The 16382-nt window shown below is 66.1% G+C and carries 13 protein-coding genes and 1 tRNA gene; 7 read left to right on the top strand and 7 right to left on the bottom strand.

Features of this window, described 5'->3' with window-relative positions; translation table 11 throughout:
• Positions 1-17: 17 nt before the first annotated feature.
• From JWN03_RS14040 to JWN03_RS14030, 3 genes are all read left to right on the top strand, one after another.
• Entirely contained in the window at positions 18-1103 is a 1086-nt protein-coding gene (locus JWN03_RS14040; protein ID WP_297614450.1) for an Lrp/AsnC family transcriptional regulator, read from the top strand.
• A gap of 162 nt (positions 1104-1265) precedes the next feature.
• Positions 1266-2690, top strand: a complete 1425-nt coding sequence (locus JWN03_RS14035; RefSeq protein WP_297614448.1) for an amidase — start codon at positions 1266-1268, stop codon at positions 2688-2690.
• A gap of 145 nt (positions 2691-2835) precedes the next feature.
• The gene (locus JWN03_RS14030) at positions 2836-3666 is read left to right on the top strand and encodes a tyrosine-protein phosphatase (RefSeq protein WP_297614446.1); all 831 of its coding nucleotides are present in this window, start codon (positions 2836-2838) and stop codon (positions 3664-3666) included.
• Positions 3667-3805: 139 nt separating this feature from the next.
• On the opposite strand, the gene JWN03_RS14025 is transcribed toward JWN03_RS14030, so the two are convergent.
• The 5 genes from JWN03_RS14025 to JWN03_RS14005 form a co-directional block, all read right to left on the bottom strand.
• Positions 3806-5119 (bottom strand): MFS transporter, encoded by a 1314-nt coding sequence (locus JWN03_RS14025; RefSeq protein WP_297614445.1) that lies wholly within the window; start codon positions 5117-5119, stop codon positions 3806-3808.
• Between the two features lie 87 nt (positions 5120-5206).
• Positions 5207-6769 (bottom strand): sulfatase family protein, encoded by a 1563-nt coding sequence (locus JWN03_RS14020; protein WP_297614444.1) that lies wholly within the window; start codon positions 6767-6769, stop codon positions 5207-5209.
• 58 nt (positions 6770-6827) lie between these two features.
• Entirely contained in the window at positions 6828-7394 is a 567-nt protein-coding gene (locus tag JWN03_RS14015) for a PadR family transcriptional regulator (protein ID WP_297614443.1), read from the bottom strand.
• Positions 7395-7401: 7 nt separating this feature from the next.
• Complete coding sequence (locus JWN03_RS14010; protein WP_297614442.1) at positions 7402-8010, bottom strand: hypothetical protein; 609 nt, start codon at positions 8008-8010, stop codon at positions 7402-7404.
• 13 nt (positions 8011-8023) lie between these two features.
• Positions 8024-10468, bottom strand: coding sequence for a beta-glucosidase family protein (locus tag JWN03_RS14005; protein WP_297614441.1), 2445 nt, complete (start codon positions 10466-10468; stop codon positions 8024-8026).
• A 787-nt stretch (positions 10469-11255) separates the two neighbouring features.
• On the opposite strand from JWN03_RS14005, the gene JWN03_RS14000 reads away from it, so the two are divergent.
• Positions 11256-11975 carry a hypothetical protein gene (locus JWN03_RS14000; RefSeq protein WP_297614440.1) on the top strand — a complete coding sequence of 240 codons (720 nt, stop codon included), beginning with the start codon at positions 11256-11258 and terminating at the stop codon, positions 11973-11975.
• 196 nt (positions 11976-12171) lie between these two features.
• Here JWN03_RS14000 and JWN03_RS13995 read toward each other — a convergent pair whose 3' ends face one another.
• On the bottom strand, positions 12172-13011 hold the full coding sequence (locus JWN03_RS13995; protein WP_297614439.1) for a formylglycine-generating enzyme family protein: 840 nt from the start codon (positions 13009-13011) through the stop codon (positions 12172-12174).
• Positions 13012-14176: 1165 nt separating this feature from the next.
• Positions 14177-14252 (bottom strand) — tRNA-Ala (locus tag JWN03_RS13990).
• A 125-nt stretch (positions 14253-14377) separates the two neighbouring features.
• Between JWN03_RS13990 and JWN03_RS13985 the strand changes: the two genes are divergently transcribed.
• The 3 genes from JWN03_RS13985 (at position 14378) to JWN03_RS13975 (ending at position 16381) form a co-directional block, all read left to right on the top strand.
• The gene (locus JWN03_RS13985) at positions 14378-15070 is read left to right on the top strand and encodes a phosphatase PAP2 family protein (RefSeq protein WP_297614438.1); all 693 of its coding nucleotides are present in this window, start codon (positions 14378-14380) and stop codon (positions 15068-15070) included.
• A 75-nt stretch (positions 15071-15145) separates the two neighbouring features.
• Positions 15146-16225, top strand: coding sequence for a serine/threonine-protein kinase (locus JWN03_RS13980; RefSeq protein ID WP_297614437.1), 1080 nt, complete (start codon positions 15146-15148; stop codon positions 16223-16225).
• 9 nt (positions 16226-16234) lie between these two features.
• Positions 16235-16381, top strand: coding sequence for a hypothetical protein (locus tag JWN03_RS13975; RefSeq protein WP_297614436.1), 147 nt, complete (start codon positions 16235-16237; stop codon positions 16379-16381).
• The last annotated feature ends 1 nt before the right edge of the window (position 16382 follow it).

Below are 16382 nucleotides of genomic sequence, written 5' to 3'. Positions count from 1 at the left end.
CCTCTACGATCTGGGAAATGAGTGATCCCACTCCTGTGACGCCAGAAAGCAGCACCGGCACGCATTCTGTGCAGGATTCCTACTTCGAGGAAGCCGACCTGGCGCTGATCGACGCTCTGCAGGCCGCGCCCCGCGCGGCATGGTCCCAGATCGGCCCGGCACTGGGGATGGACGCGACGACTGCGGCCCGGCGCTGGGAACGCCTGCGGGCGAACGGCCTGGCCTGGGTCACCGCCTACGACTCCGCTCGGACCACCACCATCGCTTTCGTCGATATCCGTTGCCTACCACAGCATCTGGATGCGGTGCAGGCGGCAGCCACCGCACTGCCCTGGGTATACAGCGTCGATGCCATTACCGGCGATTTCGACCTGATGCTCTCCGTCGCCTCGGCCGATCTGCCGACCCTCGACCGGTGGCTGCGCCGGGGCATCGGCAGCCTGCCCGGAGTCCGGTCCACCCGTACCACCGTGGGCATCACGCTGTACGGCGAGGGCAGTGAGTGGAGCATTCGCGCCATGCAGCGCGTTCGCCGCGCCGAGTTGTCCATGCCGCGTCCGCCTGGCCGGACCAGCTACAGCACTGTCGAGCACAATCGCCTCGCCCCGCCGGACCAGGCGCTGGTCGACGCGCTCGGGGCGGACGGCCGGCTCGGTTTCACCGCTCTCGCGGACGCGACGGGCATCAGTGAGCACACCGCACGCCGTCGCCTGCACCGGATGATCCGCGAAGGCCAGGTCACCCTCCGATGCGATCTCGCCTATCCGATCGCGGGCCTGCCGACCCTGGCTGTGTACCGAATGTCGGTGCCGCACAACGCACTCGAGGTCACCGGCAGCGAGCTGGCCCGGCTGGACAATGTGCGCATGTGCGCGGCGGTGAGCGGCCCGCACAATCTGCTCGTCCAAGTGCTGCTGCACGGGCTGCACGGTCTCGACGCCTTCGACACCGTGCTTGCCGAGCGGTTTCCGGCTCTGCGGGTGAAGGACCGCACGCTGGTCATGTATTCGGCCAAGCGGATCGGCTGGCTGCTGGACCGGCGGGGTCGCGCAATCGGGCGTGTCCCGTTGGGGCCGGGCGACTACACTCCGGCCACCCGGTAGGTCCGGGTCGCAGTAATCCGGCATGTGATCGCACATTTTGTCGAATTCCTGCACCTGAGTCCCTGGTTCGGTGAGCGGGCGGACGCTGTGGGCATCGCAAGCGGCACCGGTATCGATCGGCCGCTTCCGGCACCGTGCCCGCACCGACCCCGGAGAGTGTTCGTGACCGACCCGTTGCACCCAGAGATCTGTGATGCTCCCGCCACCGAACTGGCCCGCCGCCTGCGCACCCGTGAACTGTCCGCGCGCGAGGTGGTCGGCGCGCATCTGGAGCGCATCGAACAGCTCAACCCGCGGCTGAACGCGATTGTCACGCTCCGCCCCGAACAGGCCATGGCGGCGGCGGCCGCCGCCGACGAGCGCCTCGCCCGCGGTGAGCCGGTCGGCCCGCTGCACGGACTTCCGATGGCGCACAAGGACACTCACAACACCGCCGACCTGCCAACGACCCACGGCTTCCCGATGCTCGCCGACTATCGCCCCGACCACGACGATCTGAGCATCGAACGGATGCGCGCAGCCGGGGTGATCAGCGTCGGCAAAACCAATGTGCCGGAGTTCGGCGCGGGATCGCACACCTTCAACACCCTGTTCGGCGCGACCCGAAACCCGTATGACACCACGAGATCCGCGGGCGGCAGCAGCGGCGGAACCGCCGCGGCGCTGGCCGCGGGACTACAGCCGCTGGGCGAGGGCAGCGATATGGGCGGCTCCATCCGCAATCCCGCCTCGTTCAACAATGTGGTGGGGCTGCGGCCCACGCCGGGCCGGGTCCCGTTGTGGCCGAATCCGCTCGGCTGGGCCACACAGGTCGTGCAGGGCCCGATGGCGCGCTCGGTATCGGATGTGGCGCTGCTACTTTCGGTGATCGCCGGAGCCGACCCGCGCGACCCGATCTCGCTCACCGAGGATCCCCCGGCCTACGGTTCCCGGCTGACCCGCGACCCGCGCTCGCTGCGAGTGGCGTGGTCGCCGGATCTGGGCGGCGCGGTGCCGGTGGAGCCGGAGGTGGCGCAGACGGTGACGGCGGCGGCGCAGGTCTTCACGGAGCTGGGCTGCACGGTCGCACGGGACTGTCCGGACTTCACCGGCGCGGACGACGCCTTCCGGGTGCTGCGCGGCTGGCAGATGGCGACCGTGCTCGGTGCGGCGATGGGCGACCACCTCGATCAGCTCAAGCCGACGCTGCGGGGCAATGTCGAATACGGTCTCGGACTCACCGCCGCCGACCTCGGGCGCGCCGAAATCCGGCACACCGCGCTCTTTCACCGGATGCGCGAATTCTTCGCCCGCTACGACGTGCTACTCCTTCCGGTCAGCCAGCTCGCGCCGTTCCCGGTGGACATCGAGTACCCGCAGCAGATCGCGGACGTGATGATGAACGATTATCTGGATTGGATGAAGTCCGCCTACTACATCAGCGTGACGGGCTGCCCGGCGCTGGCTGTCCCCGCCGGATTCACCACCGACGGCCTGCCGGTCGGTGTCCAGCTCGTCGGCCCGCATTGCGGCGAAATGCAGGTGCTGCAAGCGGGATACGCCTTCGAGCAGGCCACCGGTCACGGCACGCGCCGACCCTCCTGGTGAGCGAACCCACCCGGCTCTACGACGCAGTGGCCCTGTCATCTGTGCGCCATTTTCGCGCCTGCCGGCGTTGTCGCGGTCCGAAACCCCGGAAGCCGTGACTTAATCAGCCTGGCAATCTGCCGGGTGCTGGAGAAAAGGAACTCTTATGATCCGACCTAGTTTGCTCGGCGCTTCGCTGATGCTGGCCTCCGCGCTGTCCTTCGGCTCGCTGCCCGCCATGGCACTGGCCGACCAGCCCGCGCCCTCGGCGGTGGTGCCGCCCGCGACCACCGGCAATGTCGTCCTTGATACGGCGGCGCGTTCGCTGAATCTGGAGAGCGTGGTGAACGCCCGTGACGCGGGCGGCTACCGGACCATCGATGGCCACACCGTGCGGACCGGCCTGGTCTATCGCACCGGAGACCTGAGCAAGGCCTCGGATTCCGATCTTGCCGACCTGGCGAGCCTCGATATGCGCGCCGTGCACGATCTACGCACCAGCTACGAGCAACAGTTCATCGGTGTGGACAAGGTTCCGGCCGGCGCCACCGAATACCACAACGACATCATCGGCCAGGCCCCACCACAGCTCTTGGTAGCATCCGCGCTGGTGGCGGGCACGGACCTGTACCGCGCGTTCATCACCGCACCGGGCGCGAGCGAGGGCTTCTCGAATGTCCTGCGCGACATCGCTTACGGCGACGGCGCTGTGCTGTTCCACTGCAGCGCGGGCAAGGACCGCACCGGCTGGGCTTCGGCTGTGCTGCTGACCATTCTGGGCGTGGACCACGACACCGTGCAGTACGACTTCCTGCTGTCGAATTACTACCGCGGCGCCAAGGACGGCGACTTGCAGAACGGCGTCACCGCCTCGTTGCTGGACGCTGCGTTCGATCAGGTGAACCAGAGCTACGGCAGCTTCGACAATTACGTGCACGCGGGCCTGAAGCTCACCGATGCGGACATCTCGGCCATGAAGGCGAAACTGCGTTCCTGACAACACCTTTCAGCATCTGACACACGCAAGCGGCCAGGCCGGAATACATATTCCAGCCTGGCCCTTCCGCTCTCCGGCCTGCTTTTGGCTTCACCGGTCACGGCGAGCACCCCCTGGTGAGCGCATCGGCAGTGCCGGGTCAGCTCCGGGGTGCGAGCCGTTCGACAGAGTGGGCGGCGCGCAGAGCCGAGGATTCCCGCAGGTAAGGCCGGTACATGACGGTCATGAATATGCCGTTGACAATGTTCAGCACCACTATCAGCCACAGGAAGGTGGTCTGCAATCCGATGCGATCACCGAGAAAGCCGATCAGCAGGGTGCTCAGCGCCCAGCCCAGCGACTCGGCGCTGATCATCAAAGAGAAGGCGGCGCCGCGTAATTCGGGTCTGGTCACTGCCATCACGATCGGGCGGTTGGTGCCCGGCACGAAGCCCTGTAGGAGGCCGAGCACCGAGAAGATGGCCGCGTAGACCCAAATCGAGGACCAGCCGATCTGCGTGGCTGCGCCAGCGGCGAGGCCCCAGCCCAGGACCGAGGTCTGCCAGACGCCCAGCCGCCCGGCACGCGGGAGCCAGCGCTGCACCCGGTCGGAGACGAATCCGCCGATTATCGTGCCCAGCACATAGGTCAGCAGGGCGAACGGGAGCACGATCGAGGCAGTGGCGGTGCTGAAGTGCCGCACGTCGACCAGGTAGACCACGCCGAAACTGGTCATTGCCAGCTGCGTGCTCGCCAGGCGCTGCACGAGGATCAGCCGCAGGGTACGTCCGGCGAGCAGCCCACGCACATCGGACCAGTTCAGCGCCTGCCGGGGGGCGACGGCGGCCTCCGATTCGGCCGCGCCGACGGCCGGTTCCTCGAAGAACCGCCAGACGATCAACCCAAATATCACGGTGATCGTCCCCGAAGCGAAGAATCCGTAGCGCCAACCATCCGGGACCCGCGAGAGCTGACCGAACAGCGGACCCAGCACCGCGCCGATCAACGCGGTGCCGCCATAGAGCCATCCGGCGGCGCGACCCCGGCGGGACTCGTCGAACAGATCGGCGAGAATGCCGTTGACCAGTGGCCCGCCCGCGGCATAACCGACCGCCGCGATGGCGTACAGCACCAGCAGCTGTGCGAAGTTCTGTGCCAGCCCGGCCGCGCACGACCACAGACCCCACACTCCGCAGAACACCACCAGGACCTTCTTACGGCCGATGCGCTGTGCGACCAACACCCAGATCGGCCCGCAGATCATCCAGATGACCTTCGAGACCGCCACCAGGACGCCCAGCGCCGACAGCGGTAGACCCAGCGCCGATCGCAACGCCGGAAAAAGCGTCGACACCACCGCGGCCTCGCTGCTGTCCATGCTGAGCAGGCCGCTCAGCAGCGCTAATTGCCGCCACCCCTTGGCCTTTGGCGCGGCGGGGAGTTCGGTACCGGGCGGCAGTACGGGCTTGGACATCGCGATGACTTCCTCGTCGAAGCAAAAGGGTATGGTTGTGCACCGCCGGTCGAGGGTGGACTCGTGCGGCGGTGCGGCGGCGATCGATCAGTGCTGTTGTGCGCCTTCGGAAAGCACCTGCATCCACCGCGCACGCAGCGCTTCGGTGCGAGGGCGGTCCGCGGGCTGCCAGGAGACCGGGATGCTCAGCGTCGCCAGCCGCTGCTCCAGGTCCTGTGCGAGATGCGCCCGGCCGGTGTCACGCAGGTGCCGGGCATAGCGGACGGGATCGTTGTAATAGGTCGGACCGGTTTGCAGGGTGGTCTGCATCGGATCCGGCAGTGCCCCCGGACGTCCGGCGTAGGTGTGCCACCATTGCGCGAGTTTGGCGCGCATCTCGGTGGCCAGTTCAGGTTCCCGGTCGAGCAGATCGGTCGTCAGATAGGGATCGGCGGTGACGTCGTAGAGCTGCTCCCACTCCGTGCGGAAGCAACCGGGATGATAGGTGCGAATGTAGAGGTGATCGCGGGTGCGCACCGCACGCTGATAGGTGTGCGCGCCGTGCCCGAAGACGAGATACTCACGGGAATCCAACGTTTCGCCGCGCACCGCGGCCGCAAACGATTCGCCCTGCCAGCCGTCCGGAATTCGGAGGCCGAGCAGCTCGCACAGGGTCGGTGCGAAGTCGATGTTGTACAGCAGTGCGTCGCTGTGGCGGGCCTCGTCGGGCAGTTCGTCGGTGAGACCGGGCCAGTAGAACACCAGGGGCAGCCGGTGCGTCGGCTCGTTGGCCAGCCCGTGCTCGGCGTAGGAACCGTTCTCCCCCAGGGATTCTCCGTGGTCGGCGCTGACGATCACCGCCGTGTCCCCTGCGATGCCCAGCTCCTCGAGCGCCGCCATCAGCTGGCCGAAGTGGTGGTCCCAGTAGGCGATGGACCCGTCGAAGCCGTTGATGAGGTGCTCGAAATCGGCACGGCCGGTGATCGCGTCGGGCATATTGTGCGGCACCGGCGATTTACCGGACCCCATCACGGTGTAATTCAGATCCAATGCGCTGCGCGGACCGTAGATTTCGGCGTGCTCGGCGATCGTGGCGGCGTCCGGCCACTCCTGTACGGGACCGGATTCGGCCATGCGCTCGGTCCATTCGACCGGCTGGATGTAATTGGTGTGCGGTTCCCAATAGGTCAGGTGCAGATACCAGTTGTCTTCCTCGGCGTGCCGGCGGATCCAATCGATCGCGGCGCGATTGACATCTGCGGCATCCTCGTCGCCCCAATTGGCGGTCGCCCGAATGGATTCCCGGAAATTGCCGTGGAAATAGTAGGCGCGATGCCGTTCGGCGAAGACCGAGACCGCGGCGGTGTAGTAGCCGCCGAATTGCAGCGCCTGCCCGAGTAGGGGCCGGTCCGGCTCCGGGGCGTGGCCCGCGTCGAGCCGGAACTGGGCAGCCGGGCCGAAATGCCCGATGACGCCGTTGGTGATGCCGAATTGGCCACTGGTGAGCGCGGTGCGCGAGGGCATGCACGGGGAGTCCGAGCAGTAGTAGCGATCGAAGACCACCGACTTGTCCGCCAGCCGTTGCAGATGCGGTGTGGTCGGACGGTGATAGCCGTAGGGGGTGGTGTGATCGGCGCGCAGCGTGTCGACGTCGACATAGATAATGCGCATGACAAAACTCCCGGGGGCGTAGGTGAGGTGAATCGAACGCCCCGGAGGGCGCGCGTGATCAGCAGGTGCGGCCGGACTCCAGCCGGACCAGCGTGAGTTGCAACCAGGCGATGTAGGCCGCGGTGGAGGCATAGCCCTGCTCGTGGGCCATGGTGTGGATGTGGCGGGCCCAATCCGGGTCGAGCTCCGGAATCTGCGGATCGTAGGTACGCGGGATCGGCGGCTCTGCCGAACCACGGTCATGCTCCAACCGGTACTCCAATTCGGTGCGCACAATGTCGATCGCGATATCGCGACCGAGCTGTCCGGCGAAGAAGAACCGCAGTTTGAAATCGGAGTCCATCGGCCGGGGCGTCGGCTCGAACGGCGAGCGCGCCCATTCCAGCAGCGCCTGCCGACCGGCCTCGGTCATCGAGTAGACCTTCGCGTCGGGCCCACCCGCACGCTGATCGACCTCGAAGTGGACCAGCCCGCGCTCGACCAGCACGCCGAGGCGGCGGTAGATCTGCGGCAACTGCACGCCGTAACCGAGATAGCGGCCCCCACCCTCCATCATCCGACGCAGGTCGTATCCGGAGCAGCGGCCGAAGGAAAGCGCGCCGAGGATCACATAGTCGAGCTGCATGAGGCCCCTATATCCGTGAGTCGGTAGTTGATGCGGAATTCGTCTCTGTGGCAAGAACATCAGCGAGTTCAGTGGCTATTGCACGGAGCTTCTCGAGGGGCATGGCGCCACGGGACACCGCCGCCAGGTCCAGCAGCGACGCCGTTCCGACCGCCTGCAGGACCTCGGAATGCGCGATGATCGGCACGTGGCGGCGTAGAATCTCACAGGCTGTCCGATCGCCCAGCAACTCGTGAATCGATGTTCGCACCGACAGCCGCCCCTCGGGGAATTCCTCCGGCCGCGGCTGCGGTTCGGTCGAGCGAGCCGCCTGGGTAGTCTGAGCCCGCACCTGCAGCTGCGCCGCGGTGACCGGACCGCGGGCGGGCAGACCGAGGCATTCGTATTGGCTGACGGGGGCGTCACTTTCGCGCATCAGCTCGACCAGATGCGTCATCATCCGCAGTTCGACCTCGTCATCCTGGATCGGATGCTGTTGCGCGGGATCGACTTCCAGATCGAACAGCAGCGTGCCGAACTGGTAGGCATCGAGCAGAGTGCGACCCGGAACCCGAATGGTGCGAACCCCTTGGTGAACGAGAACGGCTCGGTAGAACATCACCATGATCGCGCGCATCGGAGTGTCCCCCTCAGGCCGTAATGTGCAGTGGGACGGAAAGTTCGGACGCGTCGCTGTGGCGTCCGGCGTGCAACTCGTAGCGCCCGGGGACAGTCGCCCACTTGCCGGTGTGCTCGTCCCAGCGTTGAAAAGTGCGCTCCGGCAGCGCGATCGGCACTTCCACGGATTCACCGGGTGCGGCGTCGACCGTCGCGAATCCGGCGAGCCACCGGTCAGGGCGGGCCGGATCTTCATCCGCCGAGGCGGCGTACACCTGGACGATCTCACGGCCTGGACGGCTACCGATATTACGCACCCGGACATTTACCGTACCGGCAGCCGATTCGATCGACTCGTAATCCCACTCGGTGTAGCCGAGGCCGTGCCCGAAGGGGTAGGCGGGCGAGATATCGTGCCGCTGCCACGCGCGATATCCGATGTGCGGGCCCTCGGAGTACTCGAGCACACCGTGGTCGGGAACCACCTCGGTGACCGGCGCGTCGGCCAGCCGCGCGGGCCAGGTGGTCGGCAGCCGGCCGCCCGGTTCCGCCACGCCGAGCAGCACATCCGCCAGCGCGGCACCGGCCTCCTGCCCCGGGAACCAGGTCAGCAGGATTGCGGAAACCTCGGTACGCCAAGGCATTTCCACCGGGGATCCGGCATTGACCACAACGACGGTGCGCGGGTTCACCGCTGCGACCCGCCGGACCAGCTCGTCTTGGCGACCGGGCAGGCGCAGGTCGGTGCGATCGAAGCCCTCGCTCTCCACGAACTCGGTGGTCGACACCACCACGACCGCGACATCAGCCGCCGCGGCGGCGGCCACGGCCGCGTCGAGCCGCTGATCGTCGTCGACCACCGGATCACGATGGGTCAGGCCGAAACTGACACCACGCAACGCGCCGAATTCGAGCCTGGGCGCGGACGCCAACAGTCTGACCAGCACCGGCCGATCCGCCACCAGCTCGACCTGTCCGCGCGGCACGGACCTCCCGGTAATGGCGTCGATCGGGTCGACGAGCGCCGGACTCTCGACATCATCGAGCAGAGTGACCCCATCGACGATGAGGCGGAACCCGCCCGCGCCCTTGGTGCCGAAGCTGTGCGCGCCACTGCGGCGCGGGGTGAAGATTCCGATGATTTCGACCGAGGCGAGCTTCGCGTAGTCGACCCCACCGGGCAACCCATCGGCCAGCCAGCGGATCTCGCCACCGCGCTGGGCCGGTTCATCGGCCAGGATGGTGCCGCATTCATCGCGCAGGACAGTGCGCAGGACAAAATCCACACCCGCGACCCCGAGCCCGTCACCGGGATCGGCGCCCCGCTCATAGACCAGTGATGTGTTACCGGACAACGCATCTCGCAATCCGTCGAGCGGAGACACAATACGTTCCGGGAATACGGTGGCCGAACCGCCGCCGAGAATGCGGGCCTCCCGCGCCGCCGCACCGATCAACGCGATGCTTCCCGGCACCGGATCCAGCGGAAGCACCCCGCCCTCGTTGCGCAACAGCACGAACGACCGGGCGGCGATCTCACGCGCGAGGGCGCGTCCGTCGATCGGTGCGGGCAGCGCGGACGCGGGCACCGCGGGCTCGGCGCCGGCCAGCAGACCAGCCCGGGCGGCGAGCAACAGCACCCGCCGCGCCGCGTTGTCCACGAGGGCTTCCTCCACCTTTCCGGCTCGCACTGCCGCCGCGAGTGCGGGTCCGTAGATCGTCGTCGGCCCCGGCATGGCGATATCGAGGCCACCGGTGATCGCGCCGACGGTGTTGCGGGCGGCAAGCCAGTCCGAGATCACGACGCCGTCGAAATTCCATTCCCCGCGCAGCACGCCGACCTGTAGGTCCCGGTGTTCGGTCATGGTCACGCCGTTGACCCGGTTGTACGCCGACATGATCGCCCACGGTCGCGCGGCAGCGATGATGTCCTCGAAAGGGGCGAGGTAGAGCTCCCGCAGCGTCCGCTCATCAATGCGATTGTCGACGGTGAACCGCTCGGTCTCCGCGTCGTTGGCGACGAAATGCTTCACGGTCGCGCCGACGCCGCCGTCCTGCACACCACCCACATAGCTCCCGCCGATTCGCGCGGTGAGCAGCGGATCCTCCGAGTAGGACTCGAAATGCCTTCCGCCCAGCGGAGATCGGTGCAGGTTGACCGTCGGCGCGAGCAGCAGGTGGACGCCCTTGCGGCGGGACTCCTGCGCCAGCACCCGGCCGGTGCGCCGAGCGAGGCCGGTATCCCAGGTCGCGGCGAGCGCGGTCGGACTCGGCAACGTCAGCGCCGGGTCCGCGGCATTCCACGCGGGGCCGCGGACACCTACCGGGCCGTCCGACATGACCAGCGACTGCAGGCCGATCTCGGGCAGCGCGGGCAGCGACCACACGTCCTGACCTGCCAGCAGCCTGGTCTTGGCATCCAGGTCCAGGCGGGCGAGAGCCGATTCGACAACGGTGGCGTGATCTCGATTATCCATATGATGCGACTTTCGGACGACGGAATGTACTGAGCTGGAAGCAATTTGGCGTGGCAACATAGTCCGGAACGGGGGCGGACGACTCCCGGCGAACGCCGAGCGCCTGGGTCGGCGGCGGATCCACGGCGCTGCCATCGTGCTCACGCTCGGATCACGAGAGGAAGTCGGCGGCGGTCAGGCCACTGTCCTGCAGGCGACATCTTTCATAGCATCCCAGGAACATACCTTCGATGCTCTGAGGAACACACCTTGAGAATGGCATCGAATCTAGAACATGTCAACGAACTGCTCACATATCCCACACGGTGCGGCTTTGCCACGAGCTACTCAGCATTCTCTATATACATAAGCATCTAGTGTGTCGGCCTTGTATCTCTACAACCGAGACACAGAGGTCTGCGCTCACACACCCTGGTAGGCGCCCCCAACTCCGATTCGAGACGTGGAGACCGGCGTCGGCATCGCGCTGCCAGACGTATAGGCAACGGCTTTCGCCATCATCAGATTTTGTATTGGATCTTTGTGATCTCGGTCGCATTTAATCACTGGACCACGATGGTTGCTGAGCCATCTCGAACACATCAGCGGGGCCGCATCCTGCCGGTTTCACGAGGGCCATCAGGACCCGTCGGCCCCCTCGAGATCGTGCCCGGTCTCGGCACAACCCCCGCGCAGAACGCTCCACCCCCATCGTCATCTCGAAACTCCCAGGCCCGCAATTTATTTCGGTCTGGATCCCGATCACGGCTCTCCCGATTCAGGGGACGACCGACACCGAGGAGCACACATGTACAAGATCGCAACCACGGGTGCGATGATGGCGACAGCGCTCGCGCTGGCCGCCGCACCAGCGGTCGCCGCACCCGAATCGGGCCCGGCGCCGGTGAATTTCACAACCCACACCAGTGCGACGGCGACGACTATTGCGACCGACAGCGGAGCGATGGCGGCCGACAATGGCACCTTCACCATCAAGGCCCCCGATGGGACCGTGCTCGCCGGCACCGAATTGTCCTTCCGCGTAGACGATTTCGTGTTTCCGATCGCCGCCGACATCGCCGGTCGCACCGCGACCCTCACGCCGGAATTCGATCGCGAACATGCGGTCTACCAGCCGATCGCGCTGCCGTACGAAGACCAGGCGCCCTGGAAGAACTCCTACGACCGCGAGCAAGCAGCCTGGAATCGAATGGTCACCACCATGCAGATGGGCGGCACCATCGGCACCGCGGTCGGCGCCATCGGCGGAGCGGCGGTCGGGTGCGTGCTCGGCGGCATCGCCGGGGCCGCCGTTGCCTCGGCCGCGATCATCGGGCTGTTCGGCGGATTTCTTCCCGCGGCCGCCCTCGGCTGCATCGGCGGAATGATGGCACTCGGATCGCTGGGCACCATTGCGGGCAGCCTACTGATCTCGGCCCCGGTCGCGATCGCGGCGGCCGTGCAGTACTTCCTCACAATCAATGGCCCGGCCCCCGCCCCGGCCCCGGCCCCGGCCCCGGCGAAGTGAGCTGATCCGCACGCACGACACCCCCTGATCGCGGGCACGACGCGACATTGGACCAGACCCCTATCGCCGGCCCGCCGATCGCTATCGGGTAGCCCGTCGGCCGCACGAAGCCCTGCGCTCCGTGCGGCCGACGGTCGTCCGCCTCCTGCTCTATGTTCTCAAGAACCTACAGCGCTGCTATGCGGACGCATGGTTGTCACAGCGACCTCGCGCACCGAAAGCCAGTGTGGCCACTGGCGGCGTCCGGCGTGTTGGCCGAGCGCGCGGAGACCCGGTAGCGGAAGCAGTAGGAGTCGTGGCACATGTGCGAGCCGCCGCGAATCACCCTGTTACTGCCGGTTTCCGGACCACGCGGGTCGATGAGCTGACCAGCCCCGTGGCTCGTGGTCCACCAGTCGCCGCACCACTCCCAGACATTGCCGCAGGTGTTGTACAGGCCAAAACCATTGGGCGCGAACGCATTTACCGGTGCGGTCCCCCGATAGCCGTCCGCCGCGGTATTTTTGCCGGGGAAGCTGCCGCGCCAGATATTGCATCGGTACTCGCCGTCGGGATCGAGTTCGTCACCCCACGGGTAGCGGGCTCCGGCCAGTCCACCACGGGCGGCGCACTCCCATTCCGCTTCGGTCGGCAGACGCTTACCCGCCCAGGCGCTGTACGCCTGCGCGTCGTTCCATGACACGTGCACCACTGGATGGTCACCACGCGCGCCGAGCTCGCTGCCCGGCCCCTCCGGATGCTCCCAGCTCGCACCCTCCACCCCGCACCACCAGGGCGCACTCTCCGGACGTGCGGCGATCCGGCGCACCGCGGCAGGCAGGAACCCCGCGAACACGTAGGACCAGCCGATCCGCTCGGCCTCGGTGCGATACCCGGTACCGGCGGCGAACCGGCCGAACTGATCATTGGTCACCGCGCAGGCATCGATCAGGAACGGCGACAGCGATACAGCCCGGATCGGACCCTCGCCGTCCGCCGCGTAGCCCGCCGGCTCATGCCCTCCCATCAGGAATTCGCCGCCGGCGACAACAACCATGTCCTCGGCTCCGATCGATCCCGACCGAGGCAACGGCGAGATCGGCAGTGCAAGAGACGCCCCACGCTTCGGCGCGCAGCAATGCGCTGGTCCCTCGACACCGTACACAGCGACCTCCTATGCGCTTTCCGTTCGGATACTATATTCTAGAGTACATAGTGCATGCGGTCGCGCCGCAGCGCACCAAAGGATCGTTCGCGGGCTCGCCGAAGCGGTGACTGCGAACCGTTTCACGGTCGCGCACTGCCGATGAAGCCCCTATCGGCGAGGCCGACCAGGACCGATTTCCGTTCACACATAACCCGGTGGACGACCAGCCGCACCTGTCACCGTGCCGATGTTCCCCACGATCGTGTGGGCTGATGGCACAGTTCAGTGCCGATCCTCAGGGAGTCTCACACACTGCGATACAACGTCCGCAGCTCAACACCCTCCGCGCCAGCACATTCGGCCGCTCGGCCTGACCAGATCAATTACAGAATCCCGGGCCCAGGGATCGCGGGTTCGTTCCCTGCCGACGAATCGAACCTGCGACCACAGCGGCCATCCCCAATTCCCCGTCGACACCAGCCCGCACGACACACGCTGGACCACCCGAGGAATCCTTACTCGGCACATCAATCACCTCTACCCAGCGACAATCTCACGCGCTCGACCACGCAACGAGTCAGGCCGGGTTCCACGTCCGTTCCAACAGCCAGCGCGTGGATCCACCCGAACTCGACTCACAAGCAAAATCGAACTCCTTTGCAGGAGAGCGATTCCGGGATCTCGACGACTCCCTATGAAGGCGCCCGGAGACAACCGGGACGCGCCGAGCGACAGCACACGACACCGCCCCGGCCGAAGCCCTCACCGAAACCGAGGCGTAGCCGCCGAACCCGTTGTCCAACAACGCATTCGAACCGCATGTCCAACCGCACCGGACTCCGCCGCTACAACACGACCCCGGCAGACTGAATCTCCATGTCCGCAAAGGGACTAAGGGGACCGACACCAGCACCTCCTCCGGAATGCAGCAAGAAAGTCCAGATCAGAAGGCTGAGCACGGATCCCATCCACCGCAAGTCGATCAAGGTACTGACGGCGTCAACAGCAAAGGGGAACGAATAAGGTTTCAGACATGAGAAAACAGGCTGCAACCAGCTGTTATAGCCAAATAATATGGTGGAGCTAAGGGGATTCGAACCCCTGACCCCCTCACTGCCAGTGAGGTGCGCTACCAGCTGCGCCATAGCCCCGTGCTCGTTGGACGAGCGACTGGATGAAGTTACCGAGGGTGGGGTGGGAACTGCAAATCGGGTGGGTGGGCGACACGCCTGGGTGGCGGGGCCTTTGGGGGTGGGGGTTCGGTGAGGATGGCGGCATGGGCCGGATGCTGCGGGGGTGTGCGGGGGGTTTGGGCTGGATGGCCGTTGTGGTGAGCGGGCTGTATTTGCTGCTCACCTGGCAGGTTTGGGTCATGGGCAGGGCGGTTGACGGGGATGTGGAGGTGTGGGATTGGTTTGTGGGGCATCGGACTGCGGGGTGGACGACTGTGGTGCGGGAGTACACGTTTTTCGGGGATCCGGGGCGGACGAGCCTGATTGCGATCGTCGTCGCGGGGGTTGCCTGGTGGCGGAGGCGGAGTTTCGGGGTGGGCTTGCTGGTGGTGGGGACTGTGCTGATTGCTACCGGGTTGAGCACTCTCACCAAGTATTTGGTCGGGCGGGAGCGGCCGCCGGTGGCGATGCGGTTGGTGGGGGCGCTGCATCCGTCGTATCCGTCGGGGCATGCGACCGCTACGACGGCGCTGGTGGGGGTGATGCTGCTGGTGTATCTCGGGTCGCGGCCGGGACGTGGGCGGGCTCGGGGTGCAACGGTATCGGCGGTGCTGCTGGTGGTTGCCATGTGTGCGACGCGGTTGTATCTGGGTGTGCACTGGTTCACCGATGTGGTCGGCGGGGTGTTGCTCGGGGCCGCGGTGGTGTTGGGTGCGGAGGTTGTGCAGATCCGGTGGCAAGTTGGTAACGAACCGACTGCCCGTTCACTGAATGCTCAGCAGGGCAAGGAAATATAGGGAGGCGCGGCGGCGCGGCGCGCGTACACTCGGCGGTGATTTGGAGTCCGTCGGGCTTGGAGGGATCGCACGCGCTTGAGGCTGATCAATGGCCGCTACGAGCTTCGGGAACTCGTCGGCAGAGGGGGAATGGCCGAGGTCTGGGACGCGTGGGACAGGCAGTTGCGTCGCCGGGTCGCGGTGAAGGTGCTCGATTCCGGGAGTCTGCTACCGCTGGAACAGGATGAGCGGATTCAGCAGGAGCGGTTCGAGCGCGAGGCGCATATTGCCGCGCAGATGAACTGCGGGAATATCGTTATGGTGCACGATGCTGGCGTATTCATCGAAAACCGCAGGCGCTACCCGTTCTTGGTGATGGAGTTCATTCCGGGCGAGAACCTACGCCAGCATCTGCGCCACCCGGAGAACTGGTCGCTACCGAGTCTGCTCAGAATTCTCACCGATGCACTCAGCGGCCTCGTGTACGCGCATTCCAAGCACATTGTGCACCGGGATATCAAGCCCGAGAACATTATGATCGGCCCGGACGGCACCGCGAAACTCGCCGATTTCGGCATTGCCATCGAGATGCGCGAGAATATCCAGCGCCTCACCCAGGCCCAGCACGCACTGGGCACACAACACTATTCGGCCCCGGAGTATCTGCACCACGGGCAGATCACCCATCTCAGCGATGTGTATTCCTTCGCCGTGGTCTGCTCCGAGATACTCCCCCGCGCCTACGGCCCGGCCGGCATTCCGGAGGAACTCAAAGTTGTGCTGGATCGGTCACTTTCACCGGATCCGGCGCAGCGGCACCGGTCGGCGGCGGAGTTCCAGCACTACTTCAGCGAAGCGATCGAACGGGTATCGAACGCCACCCGGACCACACGCCCGGACCAACTGCGACAGACCCAGACCTCGGTGCTGACCCCCGGTGCGCTCCGCGAGCCGGAGGTGGAAAGCCCTGACCCGCTGGTCTATTCGTCGACCTGGAATTTCTTCCTGATTCCAGCGCTGGCCTCGCGGCAGCGGCTGCTAGCCGGGCTGTCCAAGGACGACTACCGCTATGTCGCCGCATTGTTCGCGGTCGCCGCGACTGCCGGAATCCTGCTCGGCGGCCTCGTCTTCCTGCTGCTCGCCTGGTTGCTCGTGCAGGCCGGGAAGTTCGTGTGAGGTGAAGTGGTGAGAAATCGACAGGTGGGAATGGCATGGCAGCGCTATGTGTACCCGGGATCGCGTGCGTCGTACTGGCTTTGGACGGCATTCCGGGTGGGCGCGGTGTGCTTCGCGTGCACACTCGCGGTATTCACCCTGGCGGTGCTCACGTGAG

It is taken from the genome of Nocardia sp. (genome assembly GCF_025465275.1).
In the GTDB taxonomy this organism is placed as follows: domain Bacteria; phylum Actinomycetota; class Actinomycetes; order Mycobacteriales; family Mycobacteriaceae; genus Nocardia.
Note: the sequence above shows the minus strand (reverse complement) of the source record. Positions and strands in the feature narration are given on the sequence as shown.